Annotated in this window: 17 protein-coding genes and 1 tRNA gene; 4 read left to right on the top strand and 14 right to left on the bottom strand. The window is 48.3% G+C overall.

The window, feature by feature from the left end; all coding sequences use genetic code 11:
• On the bottom strand, nucleotides 1-2,742 hold a 2,742-nt coding region (locus tag M0R47_RS19845; protein ID WP_292558092.1), incomplete at its 3' end, for a DUF4347 domain-containing protein.
• Nucleotides 2,743-2,983: 241 nt separating this feature from the next.
• Between M0R47_RS19845 and M0R47_RS19840 the strand changes: the two genes are divergently transcribed.
• Both M0R47_RS19840 and M0R47_RS19835 read left to right on the top strand, forming a co-directional pair.
• Nucleotides 2,984-3,226, top strand: coding sequence for a hypothetical protein (locus M0R47_RS19840; protein ID WP_292558090.1), 243 nt, complete (start codon nucleotides 2,984-2,986; stop codon nucleotides 3,224-3,226).
• 347 nt (nucleotides 3,227-3,573) lie between these two features.
• Entirely contained in the window at nucleotides 3,574-4,167 is a 594-nt protein-coding gene (locus tag M0R47_RS19835) for a Uma2 family endonuclease (RefSeq protein WP_292558089.1), read from the top strand.
• 295 nt (nucleotides 4,168-4,462) lie between these two features.
• On the opposite strand, the gene M0R47_RS19830 is transcribed toward M0R47_RS19835, so the two are convergent.
• The 4 genes from M0R47_RS19830 to M0R47_RS19815 all read right to left on the bottom strand — a co-directional run bounded on the left by M0R47_RS19830 (nucleotide 4,463) and on the right by M0R47_RS19815 (nucleotide 8,081).
• The gene (locus tag M0R47_RS19830; RefSeq protein ID WP_292558087.1) at nucleotides 4,463-5,413 is read right to left on the bottom strand and encodes a hypothetical protein; all 951 of its coding nucleotides are present in this window, start codon (nucleotides 5,411-5,413) and stop codon (nucleotides 4,463-4,465) included.
• A gap of 48 nt (nucleotides 5,414-5,461) precedes the next feature.
• Nucleotides 5,462-6,148 carry a tail fiber protein gene (locus tag M0R47_RS19825; RefSeq protein ID WP_292558085.1) on the bottom strand — a complete coding sequence of 229 codons (687 nt, stop codon included), beginning with the start codon at nucleotides 6,146-6,148 and terminating at the stop codon, nucleotides 5,462-5,464.
• Nucleotides 6,149-6,888: 740 nt separating this feature from the next.
• Nucleotides 6,889-7,599 (bottom strand): aspartyl/asparaginyl beta-hydroxylase domain-containing protein, encoded by a 711-nt coding sequence (locus M0R47_RS19820; protein ID WP_292558083.1) that lies wholly within the window; start codon nucleotides 7,597-7,599, stop codon nucleotides 6,889-6,891.
• Nucleotides 7,596-8,081: a GNAT family N-acetyltransferase gene (locus M0R47_RS19815; protein ID WP_292558081.1), complete on the bottom strand. Its 486-nt coding sequence runs from the start codon at nucleotides 8,079-8,081 to the stop codon at nucleotides 7,596-7,598. The genes M0R47_RS19820 and M0R47_RS19815 overlap by 4 nt, the downstream gene beginning before the upstream one ends.
• Before the next feature lie 91 nt (nucleotides 8,082-8,172).
• On the opposite strand from M0R47_RS19815, the gene M0R47_RS19810 reads away from it, so the two are divergent.
• Nucleotides 8,173-8,478 (top strand): hypothetical protein, encoded by a 306-nt coding sequence (locus M0R47_RS19810; protein ID WP_292558079.1) that lies wholly within the window; start codon nucleotides 8,173-8,175, stop codon nucleotides 8,476-8,478.
• Nucleotides 8,479-8,783: 305 nt separating this feature from the next.
• On the opposite strand, the gene M0R47_RS19805 is transcribed toward M0R47_RS19810, so the two are convergent.
• Both M0R47_RS19805 and M0R47_RS19800 read right to left on the bottom strand, forming a co-directional pair.
• On the bottom strand, nucleotides 8,784-9,278 hold the full coding sequence (locus M0R47_RS19805) for a hypothetical protein (protein WP_292558077.1): 495 nt from the start codon (nucleotides 9,276-9,278) through the stop codon (nucleotides 8,784-8,786).
• Between the two features lie 388 nt (nucleotides 9,279-9,666).
• Nucleotides 9,667-9,867 carry a cold-shock protein gene (locus M0R47_RS19800; RefSeq protein ID WP_292558075.1) on the bottom strand — a complete coding sequence of 67 codons (201 nt, stop codon included), beginning with the start codon at nucleotides 9,865-9,867 and terminating at the stop codon, nucleotides 9,667-9,669.
• Between the two features lie 491 nt (nucleotides 9,868-10,358).
• Between M0R47_RS19800 and M0R47_RS19795 the strand changes: the two genes are divergently transcribed.
• The gene (locus M0R47_RS19795) at nucleotides 10,359-10,532 is read left to right on the top strand and encodes a hypothetical protein (RefSeq protein ID WP_292558073.1); all 174 of its coding nucleotides are present in this window, start codon (nucleotides 10,359-10,361) and stop codon (nucleotides 10,530-10,532) included.
• A 738-nt stretch (nucleotides 10,533-11,270) separates the two neighbouring features.
• Here the strand turns inward: M0R47_RS19795 and M0R47_RS19790 are convergent.
• From M0R47_RS19790 to M0R47_RS19760, 7 genes are all read right to left on the bottom strand, one after another.
• Entirely contained in the window at nucleotides 11,271-11,954 is a 684-nt protein-coding gene (locus tag M0R47_RS19790) for an ImmA/IrrE family metallo-endopeptidase (protein ID WP_292558071.1), read from the bottom strand.
• Complete coding sequence (locus tag M0R47_RS19785) at nucleotides 11,954-12,127, bottom strand: hypothetical protein (RefSeq protein ID WP_292558069.1); 174 nt, start codon at nucleotides 12,125-12,127, stop codon at nucleotides 11,954-11,956. The genes M0R47_RS19790 and M0R47_RS19785 overlap by 1 nt, the downstream gene beginning before the upstream one ends.
• A 290-nt stretch (nucleotides 12,128-12,417) precedes the next feature.
• On the bottom strand, nucleotides 12,418-12,600 hold the full coding sequence (locus tag M0R47_RS19780; protein WP_292558067.1) for a DUF6538 domain-containing protein: 183 nt from the start codon (nucleotides 12,598-12,600) through the stop codon (nucleotides 12,418-12,420).
• 94 nt (nucleotides 12,601-12,694) lie between these two features.
• A tRNA-Ser gene (locus M0R47_RS19775) sits at nucleotides 12,695-12,782 on the bottom strand.
• A 129-nt stretch (nucleotides 12,783-12,911) separates the two neighbouring features.
• A complete protein-coding gene (locus tag M0R47_RS19770) occupies nucleotides 12,912-14,819 on the bottom strand; it encodes an ATP-binding cassette domain-containing protein (protein WP_292558065.1) in 1,908 nt (635 codons plus the stop codon).
• Nucleotide 14,820: 1 nt separating this feature from the next.
• Nucleotides 14,821-16,047, bottom strand: a complete 1,227-nt coding sequence (locus M0R47_RS19765; RefSeq protein WP_292558063.1) for a molybdopterin-binding protein — start codon at nucleotides 16,045-16,047, stop codon at nucleotides 14,821-14,823.
• Between the two features lie 30 nt (nucleotides 16,048-16,077).
• Nucleotides 16,078-16,570: AEC family transporter (locus M0R47_RS19760; protein ID WP_292558061.1), on the bottom strand; the 493-nt coding region annotated here is incomplete at its 5' end.

Genomic DNA, 16,570 nt, shown 5'->3' with positions numbered 1-16,570 from the left:
CGAACGCAAGGCCGTCTGGTAGTTGGCCTTGCTGGCCGTGCCGGACAAGGTCAGTACGCCGGTGCCGCTATTGTAGCTGCCGGTGATGCCGTTCTGGTTGGTGAAGCCCAGCGCGTCGCCGCTGGTAAAACCGGACGAAAGGGTGACCGTGGCTCCGGTAATCTGGGTGTCGTCCACGTCCGTCACAGTGATCGTGGCATCGATGGCCGCCGCCGAGCCGTTTTCGGTGTAGCTCAGCGAAGCGCCTGCGGTCAATACCGGCGCGTCATTGACGGCGGTGAGGTTGACGGTCGAAGTGACGCCGGTGCTGGTCTGGGCGCCGTTGCTACCGGTAGCCGCCGCATCGGTCACAGCCCAGGTCACGGTGCGGCTGGCCGAGGATGAGGTCGGCGTGTCGGACGAACTGGAATAGGTGACCGAACGCAAGGCCGTCTGGTAGTTGGCCTTGCTGGCCGTGCCGGACAAGGTCAGTACGCCGGTGCCGCTATTGTAGCTGCCGGTGATGCCGTTCTGGTTGGTGAAACCCAGCGTATCGCCGCTGGTGAAGCCGGACGAGAGGGTGACCGTGGCTCCGGTAATTTGGGTATCGTCCACGTCCGTCACAGTGATCGTGGCATCGATGGCTGCCGCCGAACCGTTTTCGGTGTAGCTCAGCGAAGCGCCTGCGGTCAATACCGGCGCGTCGTTGACGGCGGTAATGCTGGTGCCGATGGTGTTGGTATTGGTCGAAATTGCCGTGGCGCCGCCATTGACCGAAGAATTCAGCGTAACCCGGCTTTCCGAACCTGCCGCCGTGCTGTAGCCGCTGGCGTTGGTATTATCCAATGCCCGCACGGTCAGAGCGGTCGGCGTGCCGTTGTAATTTGCCACCGGTACAAAGCGTACCAGCGTGGACGCAGACAAGGCCAGCGCGGTATTGTCATCGGCCACCGCGCCTATCGCGTACCAGTTGGTACCGGCGTTGGTGCTGTATTGCCAAACGCCTTCGGTGCTGCTGTTAGCGGTATTGCCTACTACCGCCACGCCACCCAAACTGGAGCCTGAATCCACGTCGGCAAAACTCAGCCCGGTTAAGGTGTTGATCGCCGCACCGGATGGCGAGGCGATATCTTCATTGACCGCCGTCAGGGTCAGGCTACCCAGGCCGGTCGGCGCGTCGTTGACGGCGGTGACACTGACTGTGACTTGACGGGCCGTGATTGATTCGGCACCCCTGTTATCTTTGGCGACTGCCGTGAACGCATTCAAGGTGCCATTGGCGTTCTGTGCGCCCGTCCAATAGGCTTGGTGGGTGCCATCCACTGTGTCGTTGCTGCCTGCCGCCCAGGCCGTGGCGGTACCCGCACTGGTGCCGATCTTGAGGGTGCCGGTGCTGACCGCTTTGATGACAAACGCGTCGACCGTGCCATCCGAGTCCGCTTCATCGCCTTGCGCCTTGAGTTCGGCCAGCGTGATTTCGACTTCGGTGTCTTCGTTGACGGTGTCGACTGTCGATACAAATGACGTCAAGGTGGGGACGACATTGGCCGGTGCGAAAATAAAAGTGTCATACCACCCAGCGCTCCAGGTTCCGCCACCGCTTTGGGCTACTGTAAAGCCGGTTATACCTGTCCAGTTGGTTGTAATGGTCGCTCCAGCGGCGGCGGCGGATGGATCACTAAATGTTGTATTAACAACCGAGTTGCTACCGCCAATGGGGGTGAATATTAGATCGTAGTTGAAAGCTGAGTTAGCCAGTCGGAATGAAGTCAGATCAACCGCACTGCTAAAAGTAAAGGTTTCCGCTGTGTGATCTCCTTGATCGACGATCGTAGACCCGGAAGTTCCCCCTACGTTGCCGGCATCTCCGAGCCACCAAGTAGCAGCATCGTTGAGGGTTGCCGTTAACGTAATGCTACCTACTGTTTGAGTAACCGTGTCTGTTCCATCTCCGGAAGCCCCTGTAAAATCGAAAGTCGCTAGAGCGTAATGGTAGCTTTCGATGCCGGCAGCCGAGAAAAAAATGTTCGCATCAACATAGCCGCTGCTGGTTTCAAGGCTCCAGTCTCCCCCCAATGCGGCAGCGCCTGTGGTATCGTTGGAAGCGGCAACATCCGCCTGGCTGGCTTGCGCCAACGCCGACACAAACGCCGCTCCATCCGAACCTTCGCCCACATCGCAGCCGTAAAGCAATATATCGGCATTCTGGCTTAAGGCATTGCCGATGGCGGTCAGCTCGGTAGCATGCTCATCCAGATTTTGCGCCGTTAACGTAACTGAACCCAGTAGCAGCGCCCCTTCGGAGCCGTGGGAAACGATATGGATGGCGTCGATGCCGCTACGTCCATCCAGAATCTGCGCCATTTGCGCCAGGCCGTCCTGCCCTGCATCCAGAACATGCACTTCCGTGCCGGACTTGGCGCCGTCGATCAGGGTCTGGTAATCGGCAACGTTGTTTTCGATAAAGAGGATTTCAGTGCGTTGCGGCGCCGGCTCGGTTTGAACGGCGGGCGGCGCAACATCAGCCGCAGCTTCGGCAAGGTGGGCTGCCTCTATAGCGGCGGCATCCTGTACAGTAGGGGCGGGCTCGGCCGCAGCATCGGCAACCGTCTCTACCGCCGCGCCGTCGAACATGATGCGTGGCTCCAGCGCTATCATGGTTCGGCGGGGTTTATATAGGAAATCATTATCGGTTGCAGGAGCCGACAGGTTTGAATTTATTTCGCCTGATTTTTCTTTAAGCATGGTTTTGATAAATTTCATGTTGGCACTCTCTGCATTAGCGATAATGGGTTATCGAAAGTCTGGTTTAAGCGCTGCATTGTGCAGCTTAAGTAAGTAAAGGTTGCTCAGAATATGCTTTTTAGTTTGCATTCACTGCAAAGCCTATATAGCCATTGGGGTTTCAATTTAGACACAAGCGTTTCCTGCTCCGGCGGTTTGGTCGTAATGACCTAGACTTGGCTGCGCAAAGAGCCGCCCAAAAAGACAACGGGAGCACTTCATGAACAAATCGAGAGGACAATCGTATACGCCGACGGGGATTACACCTTGGGTTAAATCCGGTGCGGGCCATGCTCTCCAGCTGGAGGTTAAAATAATCTGCATTATCTGGGTATCTCTTATAAAACGAAGTAAACAAACCGCTCAGCAGAACCGCCCTCCACCGCTCAATGCCGTCTACTGGTCCGAATTTACTGCCGGCACTCATTTGCGCCAACGCTGCGTTAAAAAGAGAGCTTATTAATCTGGTCATGCCCGCATAAAAACGCGAATTCTGGCTCAGAATGGCCGCCAGCAAGGTGGAACCGGAACGTCGCAAGCCGGAAATAAAATGATAGCGGGGCATCGTTTAAACGGATGGCAAAGCCTTAAAGTTAAAGAATACGCTTATTGGTTATATATAAGTACTAGTACTTAGTTTCAGTGTAACAACACAACATCTTAAACACAACTTCTTCCATCCCACAACGTTATCCATAGAAGTAGACCCCATATTCTTACGCCGTCGATCAAGCCGACTTGCGAGAAAATTCGATAAAAAGCGAATCCCGTTATAATTAAGAAACACGATAACTATTTTGGAGAAACGACATGTTAGCCGCAAAAGATACTGGACTTATTAGCCCGGAAGACTATTTGAAAGGCGAACCGCTTAGTGAAGTCAAGCATGAATTGATCGACGGTCATATTTATGCCATGGCCGGGGCCAGTGCCAATCATGAAAGAATATCGGGAAACATATACAGAAAATTCGGCAATCATTTAGAAAACACTCCCTGCGAACCTTTCGGCTCGGATATGAAGGTGAGGGTCGGTTCCAATTTCTATTATCCCGACGTTACTGTCGATTGCCATTTCGACGATTCGGAGCCCTATTTCACCGAAACCCCTATCATTATTGTCGAGGTTTTATCGAGATCAACGCGCAGAACGGACGAAACCATCAAATTGATGTCCTACATTAATATCCCCAGCCTGCAAGAATATGTGCTGATTCAGCAAGATTTCGTGGACATTCAAGTCATAAGAAGAAGCGAAGGCTGGCTGCCGAAACATTATTTTCTAGGCGACGAGATTACTTTCGAAGCCATTGGTTTAACCTTATCAGTCGAGAATATCTATCATCGGGTACAAAACGATGATATGGCCGAATTCCTAAGCAATAAAGCTGAAGCCGGGGAATAAGGATTTGGTTAAAAATAACTCCCGAAATCGCTATTTTCGGTCGTCAAGCCGTTCGCGCTAGCCTGTCGAAACATGAGCGGCTTGACGCGGTAGGCCCGAAACTTTTCCGCTCACCTCATTCGACAGGCTTCGACAAGGCTCTCCCGAGTTTATCGAAGGACTCAGGGCGAACGGAAAAATTTCATCGTTCCATATCGGAAAATTATTACTGACCATATCCTTAGCTCCTAAGGCGCGCTTTTACGATTCGCAGGACGCCCCATTCCGTGTGCGGGCACGGCCCGCTCCTACGGATTCATTGACTACGGCTACGACGTTGTTCGAGCTCTGTATACAACGGTGCGACCCGTTGTTGCAGTATCGGATGCGATGAAATCGGCGGCGTATCGGTACTGAAATGAACACGTTGATCTTTGGCGTGAAAACCGGCCCGCTGTCTCATGCGCTCCAACTGCTCCGAAGTGCAATCGAGTCCTTGCCGGGGCAGTAAGTCTTGCCACAGGATATCCGGCAATTGCCGGTAACTGATTAATTGCAAGCTCTCCACATTGGCAAGCGCCGCTTCGAAAAATCCGGCCAAAACCTTGGCGCAGTAGCCATCCAAATCACCCACCTCCAATGTTTCTGCCGCCAGCGTGGTGACCATGCCGGGCACCATCTGCGGCCCACGCTGGCGTTGATGGGATGCAAGTATGGCTTCCGGTTCTCGATAAAGAAACCAGCACGGCGTATCCGGGAAAGCGGCACGAAATATCGGCAAAAATTGAATATGCCAGCTATCGAGCTTGATGAAAAAATGCGACTCTTCGGGACTGCGTTGTTGCCCGAGTGCCAGGATCAATTGCCTCAGGTTGGCGCTGCCGCCACTGGATTCGGGCTCTGTTTGATGCAGACGCAAGAAGGCATCGATGACCGGCGGCTCCGACATCACAATACAGCAAGACAGGGTTGACAATAATTGGGTCAGCAAGGTGGAGCCGCAACGCGAGGTATGAAAAATAAACGCGCTCGGCATCAACCCCGGTTCCAGACGCTTCAGCCAATCGAATTCTGTGCGGCAGATATAACGTTGCGCCGGATTTTGCTGTTGCAATGTATCGGTAAAAAACGAAGCGGTAAAGCGGTCTGGGACATGCCGCCAAACGATTTCCCGGCCCTGCAGGGTTATCGGAAACCAATTGCGCAACGATACCAATACATCGGCGGCAACGGGCCGGCCGCGTAATAACTGGCGTTCATTTAACATGGGATAGGATAGAAAATAGGAAGGCGCGGCCAAGCCGCGCCTAACAGTTTAATTTCTGGAAGGGAAAATGCCTTCCATGGCAATTATGTAGTTAAGCCCAAGATAGGGCTGCATGTTGGAAATGGTGCTAGTGGTTGTGACCGGAACCGTCAGGGGTGTGCCGCTGCCGGTATTGGCGTTTGACACTGTGCCACTACCCGTCACTGTGGTGGTAACGCCACCCAGGGAGACCGGATTCGTTTGCGCAGTACCGGAAGGCAAATAAATGGCGGCGCTAATTGAGCTTGGCGGACTATTCGGAGTGCTGGTTAAGGTACTGTTGGCTGTAGCAACGGCGGCGCCACCGCTAGTGGCAGTGCCGACCTTAATGTCAGTGGTGGCAGACAACCCCGTTAAACTTAACGTCGCCGCATGGGTATGTGCCGGTAAATTAGACTGAGTGAGGGATATTGTTGCTGTACCGTTAGAGATAACCGTCGTATTGTTTGTACCTGCTTTTTCACCTTGCTGAACATTTGACAAGCCTGGCCCTTGGGCCTGTGATCCGACGACGACTCGGCCGCGCAGGTCCGGTATGCCGAAAGTTGTCTGCCCATCACCGCCATACATGGTGCCTAATAACGCAAACATTGCCGAATTCTGAGAAATCGGCACTGTTTGACCATTGCAAAACAGCCAACCTCTTGGCGGATAATTAAATCCCACTGCCAGAATGGTTCCCATAAATGCATCCATAATAAATTCCTATTTTTATTTTTATATAATTAAAACGCAACGATAATAGACCGCTGCACGATAAAGTTACCTAGCATTTAATTACGCAAAATGGTTATGTTTTTTAGTAAAAATCCTTAAAAAGCAGCTTACATAAAACAATAAATACCTGATTCTTGAAATTAAGCACTAGTTACCGGTAATACGATTTTACTCAAACTCCAATCGGCAAGATAAAACCAAGGTTTGAATTTAATTCACAGCGGCAATTTATTTTTACTTAATTGGAACAGTCAGTGCTGCGGCTCAATTTCTCTGATTCTAGCCAAACAGTCAGCTGACCGGCGCAAAGATAGCAGATCATACCGTTAAATAAAACAAAAAAGATCATGGGCTAATCGGCTCAGCAAGCAGTTTCCGTGACGTCGACAGATAGATAACTGAATGTATTCGCTAAAACACATACGCCGGTTTTTCTTTCCCGGAGCCGCGCACTGCTCTTACAGCGTTTTCAAATTCAGTTAGTTACTAAAGGCGTGGCGGGAGTGCATGCTTTGCCTACAGGGATGTAGGTAAGGGGCGTGAGCAGGATGAGCAGGAGCGGAAGCTTCGCTTGCCAGCGCAGGCTAAGCCTGCACTCCAGTGACAGTGACAGTGACATAGCCATTTAACCGTGTAGTTCATTTAAATTGAAATCACTATAATATTGTTTTTATTGGGAGTGAAACTGCATACTGCCGATTAATTACAGCATCGAGGGGTTATTCAGCGCATCGCACAGCATCCAATCGATGAGCCAAACTCAATGCTGCCGCAGAGCCGCATTGCCGCAATTCAGCAATGATTTCCAATACATTTGTATCGGTGATATTGGGATCGCCATATTTCGGTTCGGGATTGGCAATAAACCCGGCCGCATTAAAGATATCGGTCAGCCATTGGTTCGGGATGCAATCGAGCACTAAATGAATGCGATGCATTGCGCTATGATTTTCAACCCGGTGCCTGCAATTGGCATTCATGTACCAAGTGCCGCCCGCGGCAAAATGTATCGGCTCGCCATCCAGCCAGAACAATACCTCCGGGTCGGTGATAATAGGAATATGCAAACGTGCCAGGCCATCTTCAAAATTGGTTCCCGGATCGGTATGTTCGTGGATGACGCCACCGGGCGCCAATGCCATCAAGCGCACGGCGCAGGTTTCGCATTTGAAGTGTTGCAGGATTTGCCGAAAATAAGGGCAGCGCGCCAAGAGCGGCGTATCCAGGAATTGATCGTTCGAAAATGCCAGAATATCGTCGCTACGGCCGTGTGGGGAACGCAATGCCTGACAGTGCCAATATCCGGCAGCGGCAGCTTGGTCATTGTAATGAGGCACCCATTGATCCGGCATTAAGCGCTGCAAATCGATTTGCAATGCGGCCAGGTCGAATTCGAACGGCAAACGCAAATAGTGGGTAGCCTGTTTCATACCGCAATTCCAGCTCGCCAGCGCATCTGTTCGCTCAGTTCGTCTTCGTCAACAATTTGGAAGCCGGCAGAAAGATAGAGTCTGCGCGCTTTAAGGTTATTTTTGACTACGCGCAAACTCAAGCTTGCCTGATGGGTTCCGGCCATTTGTTGAAGGCACTGCAACATATACCGCGCCAAACCCTGTCTTTGAGCGCTAGGCAGGACGGCAATGTCGATCAGGCGAATATCGCCGGTCGTGTGTTCGAATACCATGCGCCCCAGCGCTTGACTTTGAGACTCGAGAATTTTGGTTTGAGCATTTGGATAGTTCCGCTGCACGCCAAGTGCATGAATCTGCTGCTGAGATCGAACCAAGCTGTCGACAAAGACCGTATCCATCGGCAACATGAGCAAATCTTCGCGGGTTGAACGATAAAGTGTGTCGATAAATTCTTGATCGCGCTCATGAACGGAACGTAAATGAAAGTCGGGCGGCGACATATCTATAAGTTTTTTTTACGAAGTTTAAAATATTTTTTCTGCTATCATGCACGCCGTCGACTTTTGACGCAACTCTATCTAAAGGTTAGCCATGAATCTTAGTCTTGAACAAGCCTCTCCGTTAGTGGGCACAAACTTCACAATACACACACAAGCAGGTCTAATCGACTTGCAATTAATCGATGTGGCGGAATTACCGCGCCGCAATATACCGGAACAATTTCGCACTCCGTTATCATTGGTTTTTACCGGACCGCCTGACATGCTGTTGCTGCAAGATATTTATCTTGTTGAGCATGCTGAATTGGGACAGCATCAATGGCTCATGGGGCCTATATTATCAATCAACCCGGGCTCTAATGATAACAAACTCTACTATGAGATCATGTTTGCTTAAGAATAACAGGTTCGCCACACGTTAACCCAAGCAGAACCCATAATTAAAAACTGTGTAATCGAGTAAGGCTGTTTTATGGACCTGAGGTGACGGACGCTCGCCACCTCTCTACCCCTTCCCAAATATCGTGTATGAGGCTGAGAACTCATCTGGGTTTGCCTATCCAAGTGCTCCGCCCAACTGAAAGCCGGGTGTAAACTCTGTTATTTGGATCAGTTGGGTTCTGTTGAAACTTTCAAGGATTGGCGATTCCTAAAATTCATCTTTTAGGTGGGTTATACTCGAAACAGCTAGCTAATGCAGAATTATTCTCTTAACCAACGTTGCATTTGTGGAAACGCCTTCCAGCCTAATTTCTCGGCTTTGCTTGGCTCAGCAGTTAACCCCATCCACTGCAACAGTGGCACTCCCAGATTGCTACCGTTGCTAAAAATATCTATCAGCCAGTCCGACTCGCCTTTATAGCCATCGGGATGAAATACAACTTCCGGCGGCAGGCTTAAATGCACCAAGGCCGCCCATGACCATGCCAACACGGCTATTTCATCGCCGGCATTTTTACTGACATCGTTATATAAAATATTACGCTGCACGCCTTCCATCACCGCTAAATGCCCAGCCTCGTGCAATAAATCTCCAGGATATTTCAACTTGGTTTCGTCCACCACCAATACGCCCTTATCAATCAAAATACCGGGCAAAATAACATTATCAGGAACATCTCCTGCCTGTACAGGGATGCCTATGCCGGAAATAAAGTCGGTGATTTGTTGCGTTAGTGGATTTGCAAATGCAACCATGTTTTTTCTCTTCACTGATTATCGTTATGGAGACATTATCATGCAAACTGATAGCGCTAATTTTTAATGGTTTAGCAAGAGGCTGGAATGATATCGTTTATCCGGGATAATTGGAGCATCATTTGTCAAGCCGGACGGATGAATATCCCTGTGCATAATAAACGCGCTAAACTATTTAAGATGCTGATTTATTTTCGAATAAACCGACAAATCAATAAGTTGTGGCGGACGCAAAATCAACATTTCAGCTGGCACAAGGCAAAGACGAATTATTTTTCAATGCCGATAAGCTTGAAATAAATGTAACGGCAAGAATTGGTCGATTCGCTTAATGACAGGCATAAAAAAACCGCAGCCCCGAAAGAGCTACGGTTTTTTTGCACGCAATTTAGAGGACTGTTACTTCTTCTGCTTGCGGGCCTTTTTGTCCTTGAGTGACAGTAAATTGTACTTTCTGTCCTTCATCAAGAGATTTAAAGCCTGAGCTGTTAATGTTACGAAAGTGAACAAAAACATCTGGGCCGTTTTCTTGCTGAATGAAACCGAAGCCTTTTTCAGCGTTAAACCATTTAACTATACCTGTAGTCATTTAGTGTAATCCTAATTTGTAGTAATTGAAGTCTCATAAAGACCGATGGAGCTGGGAAATTAAAGAATTACTTAATGATAACAGGACGAACAATTACATGAAGAACTTCGTAAAGATAAGCATAACGGTAAAACTATTTCAAGCTGAGTGTATTTTATAGCCGCACTCTGGCAATGTCAACCCTGTTCTTTGAGTTTCCCAATATGTTGACACTAATCATTACAACTTAAAGAGCTCAATTTACGAGCACTTAGTTAAAGCACTGCGATGATTATTTTATTCAGGATTAACGTCAAAAATTAATATTGAAAACACTTCGGTATTAATTTTTTTTAACCTTTTACATGAGTTATATGAACGTTTTATGAATTTAATGCATCAAATGAGGAAACAATCCATCTACTCATGATGTTATTGTTAATAATAGCGACCTTTACTATAGTTGAGTCGTAATTTTAAAAACCTTTTCAACTTTATACAGGAATCTACTCATGAACGACTTTTACAAAGACATTTTAACCGGAACGGTATTTATAACGGGCCTGTTGGGCTTTATTTCAGGCGAATTCATCATCTCATCTGCGTTGTTTGCTACTTCAGCTATTGCCAGCAACATTAGCATGACTCGTAAAAGAGGTAAATCCGGACAATTATCATGCGAATGAGCCATCTGAACCGCTCAATCTCTAAGACGCTTAAGGCTATACAGCCTTGAGCGTCTTTTAGACCCTTTAACTATACAATTCGAAAAATCCCAGCTGTTACTTATTATTGCTTTCACTTCTGCCGGAATTCACTCCGACATCACCACCCTCGGCTTCATCTAGAGCCAAAATCAGCTCTTATCCAGAATAGTAAACACATACTGGAATAAATGCCTGGGAAAACCGCTTAATCGCTTACTAACAGTTAATTTGCTACTAATACTAACCAGTAGCGTGCTATTTCAATGTTGAATCTTGTCGTCAAGCGCCGAGTACCCGCCAGAATCATTGATCTTCAACTGCGCAGTGAAATACATTTAAAAGGATTGATGAGATAACGGAACTGCTATGGGTAAGACAGGAAACTGAAATGGCAGATATTGGGGACTGATATGGTGATCAAACCGCCCATCAACCGCCAATTGTTTATTTAAAAATATTAATTTTTTAAATAAATCAGCGCGTTATATGGCGGAGAGAAAGAGATTCCGCAATGAAATAAGTAACCTATTGATTCATATCTTATTTTGTTAATACCAAAGAGAATTTTGTAGCAAGTCTCCATTACAGCTTCATTCTATCGCCAATTCGATCGAACCGCGACTCGAACAAACAGTCTGGCTTGCTCAAAGAGCTGTTTCTAGTAGAAACAAAAAAACCCTCTTTTAGAGGGTTCTTTATATTCTATTTCTGCATCTCTTAATGTGCGCGACTGACACGCTCACTAATTATTGCAGACTCATACCAAGATGCGCTGTATATTTCACGTTCAAAATAGTCATCAATATTTGGATAAAACCTTGATGCTATAACAATTTCAGGCACTTTAACTTTTTGTGCGATTTCTCTAGGCAATAACATCTCGGTATATGTCAGTTGCCTTAGTTGATTTGGAAACAATAATTCAACAGCTATGAACATAGCTTCATGTTCAGTATTTTTATGTTGAGCATTGGAGCCAAACAAATTCTTTGTGAAAAAATTCTGAATCACTTCTTTTACATCATCAGAACTTCCAGCTCTACAGTCAGAATCGCCATGATTCATCAATAAATGGGTTAACTCTTTTGCAACAAAAAAGCGACGCCAGCAAAAATTCAACCCTTTATTTACAAAAATAATAGCCTTATCAGCCTGCTCAACGAGCATTCCATCAACATTTGGAGCATCATTGGCATCGAATTCTTGAATTAACACGCTCTTCCCAACAATTGACTGAACAGCGTCTGCTAATCCTTTAGATGGTTTACTTTGGCTAAAACTCCAGCCACCCGTTTTTTTACAAGTAATTGGTATAGGGGCAAGAAATGGCGTCTTTATACCACTAGTTTGAAAATATAATTGTGATGCCGCAATGATTGACTTAAATCTGTTACTTGACATTAATAATCAACGAATTCTGTTGTTTGACCTTGACCGTATGCTTCGATGATATTTTTCATTTGTTTGATAATATCATCCTGCGAAGGCTTATTTACATCATTAATTGCAAGCTTAATATCTATAATTTCGCCGTCAAAACCATTGAAAATCGTATTAAGACTGTTATCAGACATTTTTTCCACCTGGATTAATTTTTGTAGTTATTTTTGTGAGACGCAAAAAAAGAACCCCCAACCCATCATCTATATGAATATGGGTTTAGGACTTCTTTATATAAAATTATACGCTTATGCAAAATGCTAGACAAGGCGAACGAAATCAAAAAATAATAAAAAAGAAAACAAAAATTGACCGAAAAATCAAATGAAGTTTAATTAAACATAGTTAAACAAAGACTTCCCCTACTGTAAGGATTGCCGAAAAATTCCATTCTGTTTCAAAATGTCTAAACATTTTTATTTGCTCATTGCATTTCTGTAACCTCAGAGGCAAGCCCTAAAGCCAATGGAACAGCCTCAGTTCTCCTTTCGGTTTTTAAACTTTGAATCACCTCTCGGCATTTGAATTTTTCGCGCAATTCGGCGGGAACAGCTATTCGAAAATAGAATGTGTTACCACGACGAAGCAAGTAGGGAATTTTAGACATAATCGCAGCCGTTTTGTAGCAAGCGTTTGTAGCAAACGCTGCTTTTGAGCTACGACAGGAAAAATCATTTTCCTTTTCAATCAGTTACTTGTGTTGGCGGAGAGAAAGGGATTCGAACCCTTGATACGTTGCCGTATACACACTTTCCAGGCGTGCGCCTTCGACCGCTCGGCCATCTCTCCTATATTTGGCTTCCCGTAGACCACGAGAAGCCATGTAGAATAATCGATATTGCGCTAAAGCGCAATGTCCTTCGCTTAGGCTGTGTGGATGCAAGAGATACCGCAATGCACGGAGCGCACCCATTGTTGTTAGCCGCCACTCTCTTCGGTCAACGCTTCCAGCTCATCCCAACGCTTATAAACTTGCTCCAGTTTTTCATCGATCTGTTTCAGTTCTTCCAGAGTCCTGGCAACGACAACCTGATCTTTTTTGTAAAACTCAGGCTCGCTGATCTGCTGATTTAACTCCGTTTGCCGAGTTTCCAGTTCATCGATCAGTCCCGGCAGTTTATCCAGTTCCTGCTGCTCCTTAAAACTGAGTTTCTTTTTGGTTCCAGTGCGCGCGGCAGCCTGCGCTGCCGGTTTTTCTTGCTTGGATGCCTTGGCCTTTTCCGCCTGTTTAGCGAGCTTGGCATGATTCAACCAATCGCTGTAACCGCCGACAAACTCATCGACTTCGCCTGAACCGTCCAACACAAAAACGCTGGTCACGACATTATCCAGAAAAGCCCGATCATGACTGACCAGCAGCAAGGTGCCGTCAAAGTCGACCAGCTTTTCTTCGAGCAGCTCCAGGGTTTCCAAATCCAGGTCATTGGTCGGTTCGTCCATGACGATCAGGTTGGCCGGTTTGGTAAATAGCCGCGCCAACAGCAAGCGGTTTTTCTCTCCGCCCGACAGACTTTTTACCGGCGAGCGCGCTCTGGCCGGGGCAAACAGGAAGTCGCCCAAGTACGACATGACATGCCGTTGGTTACCGGCGATTTCGACAAAATCATTGCCGTCGGCAACGGTATCGGCGACCGTCATTTCCGGATCGAGTTGATCGCGCAACTGGTCGAAGTAGGCGATTTCGAGTCGAGTACCCTGCTCTACCGTACCGGTATCGGGTTCCAATTGTTTTAACAGCAGTTTCAACAACGTCGATTTACCGGCACCGTTAGCGCCGATCAGGCCGATTTTGTCGCCGCGCTGAATCAGTGTGGAAAAATGCTTGATAATCTGCCGGTCTTCGTAAGCAAAGCTGATGTTGTTGACTTCGATGACTTTTTTACCGGAGGCATCGCCCCGGTCCAGGGATATTTTGCTGGTGCCTTGAGTATTGCGGCGCTGTGCGCGTTCATTGCGCAATTTCTCCAGCGCCCTGACCCGGCCTTCATTACGGGTGCGCCGGGCTTTTACGCCCTGCCTGATCCAGACTTCTTCATCGGCCAGCTTCTTATCGAACTCGGCGTTTTGGTTGGCCTCATCTTCAAGGGCTGCGGCTTTGCGGGCCAGATAATCGTCATAAGTGCCCTGCCAGGACACCAGATTGCCGCGGTCCAGGTCGATAATCCGGGTCGCCAGCTTTTGCAGGAACGACCGGTCATGGGTCACGAATAATACTGCGCCTTGAAAGTTCAGGATTTGCTCTTCCAGCCAGGTAATGCTTTCAAAGTCCAGGTGGTTGGTCGGCTCATCCAGCAGCAGCACTTCCGGCTCGATTACCAAAGCTCTTGCCAAGGCTACGCGCCGTTTCCAACCGCCTGACAGGCCGTTGATCTTCAATTCGCCGGGCAAATCCAGTTTGCTTAAGGTGGTTTCAACCCGCTGCTGAAAATGCCAGCCGTTATGGGCTTCAAGTTTATGCTGCAAATCGCCCAATTCATTCAGGGCCTTGTCGTCATCGTAGTCCATGGTTAACGACATCACGTGATAACGAGTAATCCACTCGCCCAGTTCGCCCAAGCCGCCGGCCACTGCATCGTAAATGGTTGCGTCATCCGGCAAGTCAGGCGTTTGCTCCAGCCAGGCCAGCCTTAAGCCCGGTTGTTGCCAAATATCGCCGTGATCGGGCTGGACATTACCGGCAATAATCTTCATCAAGGTTGATTTACCCTCGCCGTTGCGGCCTAACAAGCCTACTCGCTCTCCAGCATCCAGCTGGAATTCGGCATTGTTTAATAAAGCATGAGTTCCATAAGCGATGGAAACGTTGGACAATCGTAATAAGGGCATCTTAAAGTTCTTTATGTTGTAAATAGCGTCGTAATAAATCCAGTGCCAGTAACGCCGCCTGATTTTGCTTGCGTTTGATAGGGCCGGCCACTGAATGGGTGGTTTGATGAAATCCGTCTCCAGTCAGCAGCGTATTATATAGAATAATGGCCTGGTCTTTGTCGTGAAATGTTTTGCTATCCCCGGCGTAGAGCTGAACCAGCGCAAAATCGGCGGTGCTTGTTTTTTGTATTTCGCTGGCGATGGCCTGCGCGGTTGCGCTCAAATCGTCGGCATTTACCGCAATCCCCAGTTTTTGCGCCAGCTTGTCCAGAGATTGCTCATACCGTGTTTCCAGCAGCCAGTCTGCGCCTATGCACTTGGCCGCCAACAAGCCCTGGCTGGCGGTTTCAACTACGGCCAGCGTGTGTTTTCCGATAGCCATCAGTTGGTCGACCACAAAAGCCAGATCACCGCCCTCCTGACTCAAACCATCAATGGCAAAAACATTGTCGCCCAACTGCCCGGCAACTTCCGCTACCAATACGGCCATGGCGATTTCAGGATAATCATGCGGAAACAGCAATTTGGTTTGCACATCGTCGGTAGTTGCCCGAAAACCCAACTCAACTTGGGGCGGGATTTCAATCGCACTGATGCGTTCCTGAATAGCCGATTCGCCGATACCCAAGGTTTTAATAGTGATTAACTTCCCAGGTTGCAATATGAACCGGCTTGACAGCGTTGGCTGTATGGATTCCAGAAATAAATGGCGCATTTCCATAGGCACGCCGGGCATAAAGGCAAACCAGCAGCGCCCGGCTTGCAGGGAAAACCCCGGCGCGGTGCCCCAGGTATTGTCAATGCGCTCGGAGCCTTTTGGAAGCATGGCCTGCTTATGATTCGATTCGGGCATGATCCGGTTTCTGAGCGTAAAAAACCGTTTGATCTGCTCAAAGGCAACCTCATCGAATTCCAACAACAGGCCGAACGCTTTGGCGGCAGCCTCGGCGGTCAAATCATCACTGGTCGGCCCGAGTCCCCCGGTGCAAATGCAGCAATCCGCGCGTACTGAAATTTCCTGCAGCAAGGCTATCTGATCATCAAGCTTGTCGCCTACGGCAGTGTGCCGGGTTACCGTAAAGCCCATGGCGACAACTTGCTCCGATAACCAAGCCGCATTGGTATCGATGATTTGCCCGGTAATAACTTCTTCGCCTTGGGAGAATATTTCTAGGGTTGGGTTCATGGTGAATAACTCTTTGCTTAAGTGATCGATTTAACTGTTGATTGAATTCATCAGCACGCTATGCCAGAACGGCAGCGTAACCAGGCTGATTACCGTCGTTATCGTTACCGCCATCGCATACAACGAGCTATCCAGGCGGTAGCGGTCGCAAAAAACAATACCCAACAACATGCTCGGCATCGACAGATCGAGTACTGCCGCCGCCCGGTATTCGAACGCCATAGGCAAATGCCGGGCCAAAAGCATTGCAAACAGCGGCATCAGCACCATCTTAATGACTATCACAGGGATAACATACGGGACATTACGAACGCTTACCGCTTTCCAACTTAAGGCCAACCCCAGGGAGAACAGCATCAACGGCACTACGCTGGCGGATAATTTTTGCAACACCCCGGAAAACCAAACTGGAGCAATTAAACCGTTAACATTCAGTATTACCGCAACAGCCGCCGCCCAGAATGGCGGCGCATTAAAAAACAGCCACAGCGATTTTGGCTTTTCCGCGGTATCTTCGCCATAG

This window comes from Methylobacter sp. (assembly GCF_023227905.1).
Classification (GTDB): Bacteria; Pseudomonadota; Gammaproteobacteria; order Methylococcales; family Methylomonadaceae; genus Methylobacter_A.
This window is presented reverse-complemented; position numbering and strand designations above follow the sequence as displayed.

Coding starts and splice junctions, on each gene's coding strand:
- M0R47_RS19815 (WP_292558081.1), bottom strand. CDS start 8,081: ATGTCGCCGCCCGACTTTCATTTACGTTCCGTTCATGAGCGCGATCAA.
- M0R47_RS19790 (WP_292558071.1), bottom strand. CDS start 11,954: ATGTCAAGTAACAGATTTAAGTCAATCATTGCGGCATCACAATTATAT.
- M0R47_RS19770 (WP_292558065.1), bottom strand. CDS start 14,819: ATGCCCTTATTACGATTGTCCAACGTTTCCATCGCTTATGGAACTCAT.
- M0R47_RS19840 (WP_292558090.1), top strand. CDS start 2,984: ATGAACAAATCGAGAGGACAATCGTATACGCCGACGGGGATTACACCT.
- M0R47_RS19780 (WP_292558067.1), bottom strand. CDS start 12,600: ATGTCTAAAATTCCCTACTTGCTTCGTCGTGGTAACACATTCTATTTT.
- M0R47_RS19810 (WP_292558079.1), top strand. CDS start 8,173: ATGAATCTTAGTCTTGAACAAGCCTCTCCGTTAGTGGGCACAAACTTC.
- M0R47_RS19830 (WP_292558087.1), bottom strand. CDS start 5,413: ATGTTAAATGAACGCCAGTTATTACGCGGCCGGCCCGTTGCCGCCGAT.
- M0R47_RS19800 (WP_292558075.1), bottom strand. CDS start 9,867: ATGACTACAGGTATAGTTAAATGGTTTAACGCTGAAAAAGGCTTCGGT.
- M0R47_RS19835 (WP_292558089.1), top strand. CDS start 3,574: ATGTTAGCCGCAAAAGATACTGGACTTATTAGCCCGGAAGACTATTTG.
- M0R47_RS19820 (WP_292558083.1), bottom strand. CDS start 7,599: ATGAAACAGGCTACCCACTATTTGCGTTTGCCGTTCGAATTCGACCTG.
- M0R47_RS19805 (WP_292558077.1), bottom strand. CDS start 9,278: ATGGTTGCATTTGCAAATCCACTAACGCAACAAATCACCGACTTTATT.
- M0R47_RS19825 (WP_292558085.1), bottom strand. CDS start 6,148: ATGGATGCATTTATGGGAACCATTCTGGCAGTGGGATTTAATTATCCG.
- M0R47_RS19785 (WP_292558069.1), bottom strand. CDS start 12,127: ATGTCTGATAACAGTCTTAATACGATTTTCAATGGTTTTGACGGCGAA.
- M0R47_RS19765 (WP_292558063.1), bottom strand. CDS start 16,047: ATGAACCCAACCCTAGAAATATTCTCCCAAGGCGAAGAAGTTATTACC.
- M0R47_RS19795 (WP_292558073.1), top strand. CDS start 10,359: ATGAACGACTTTTACAAAGACATTTTAACCGGAACGGTATTTATAACG.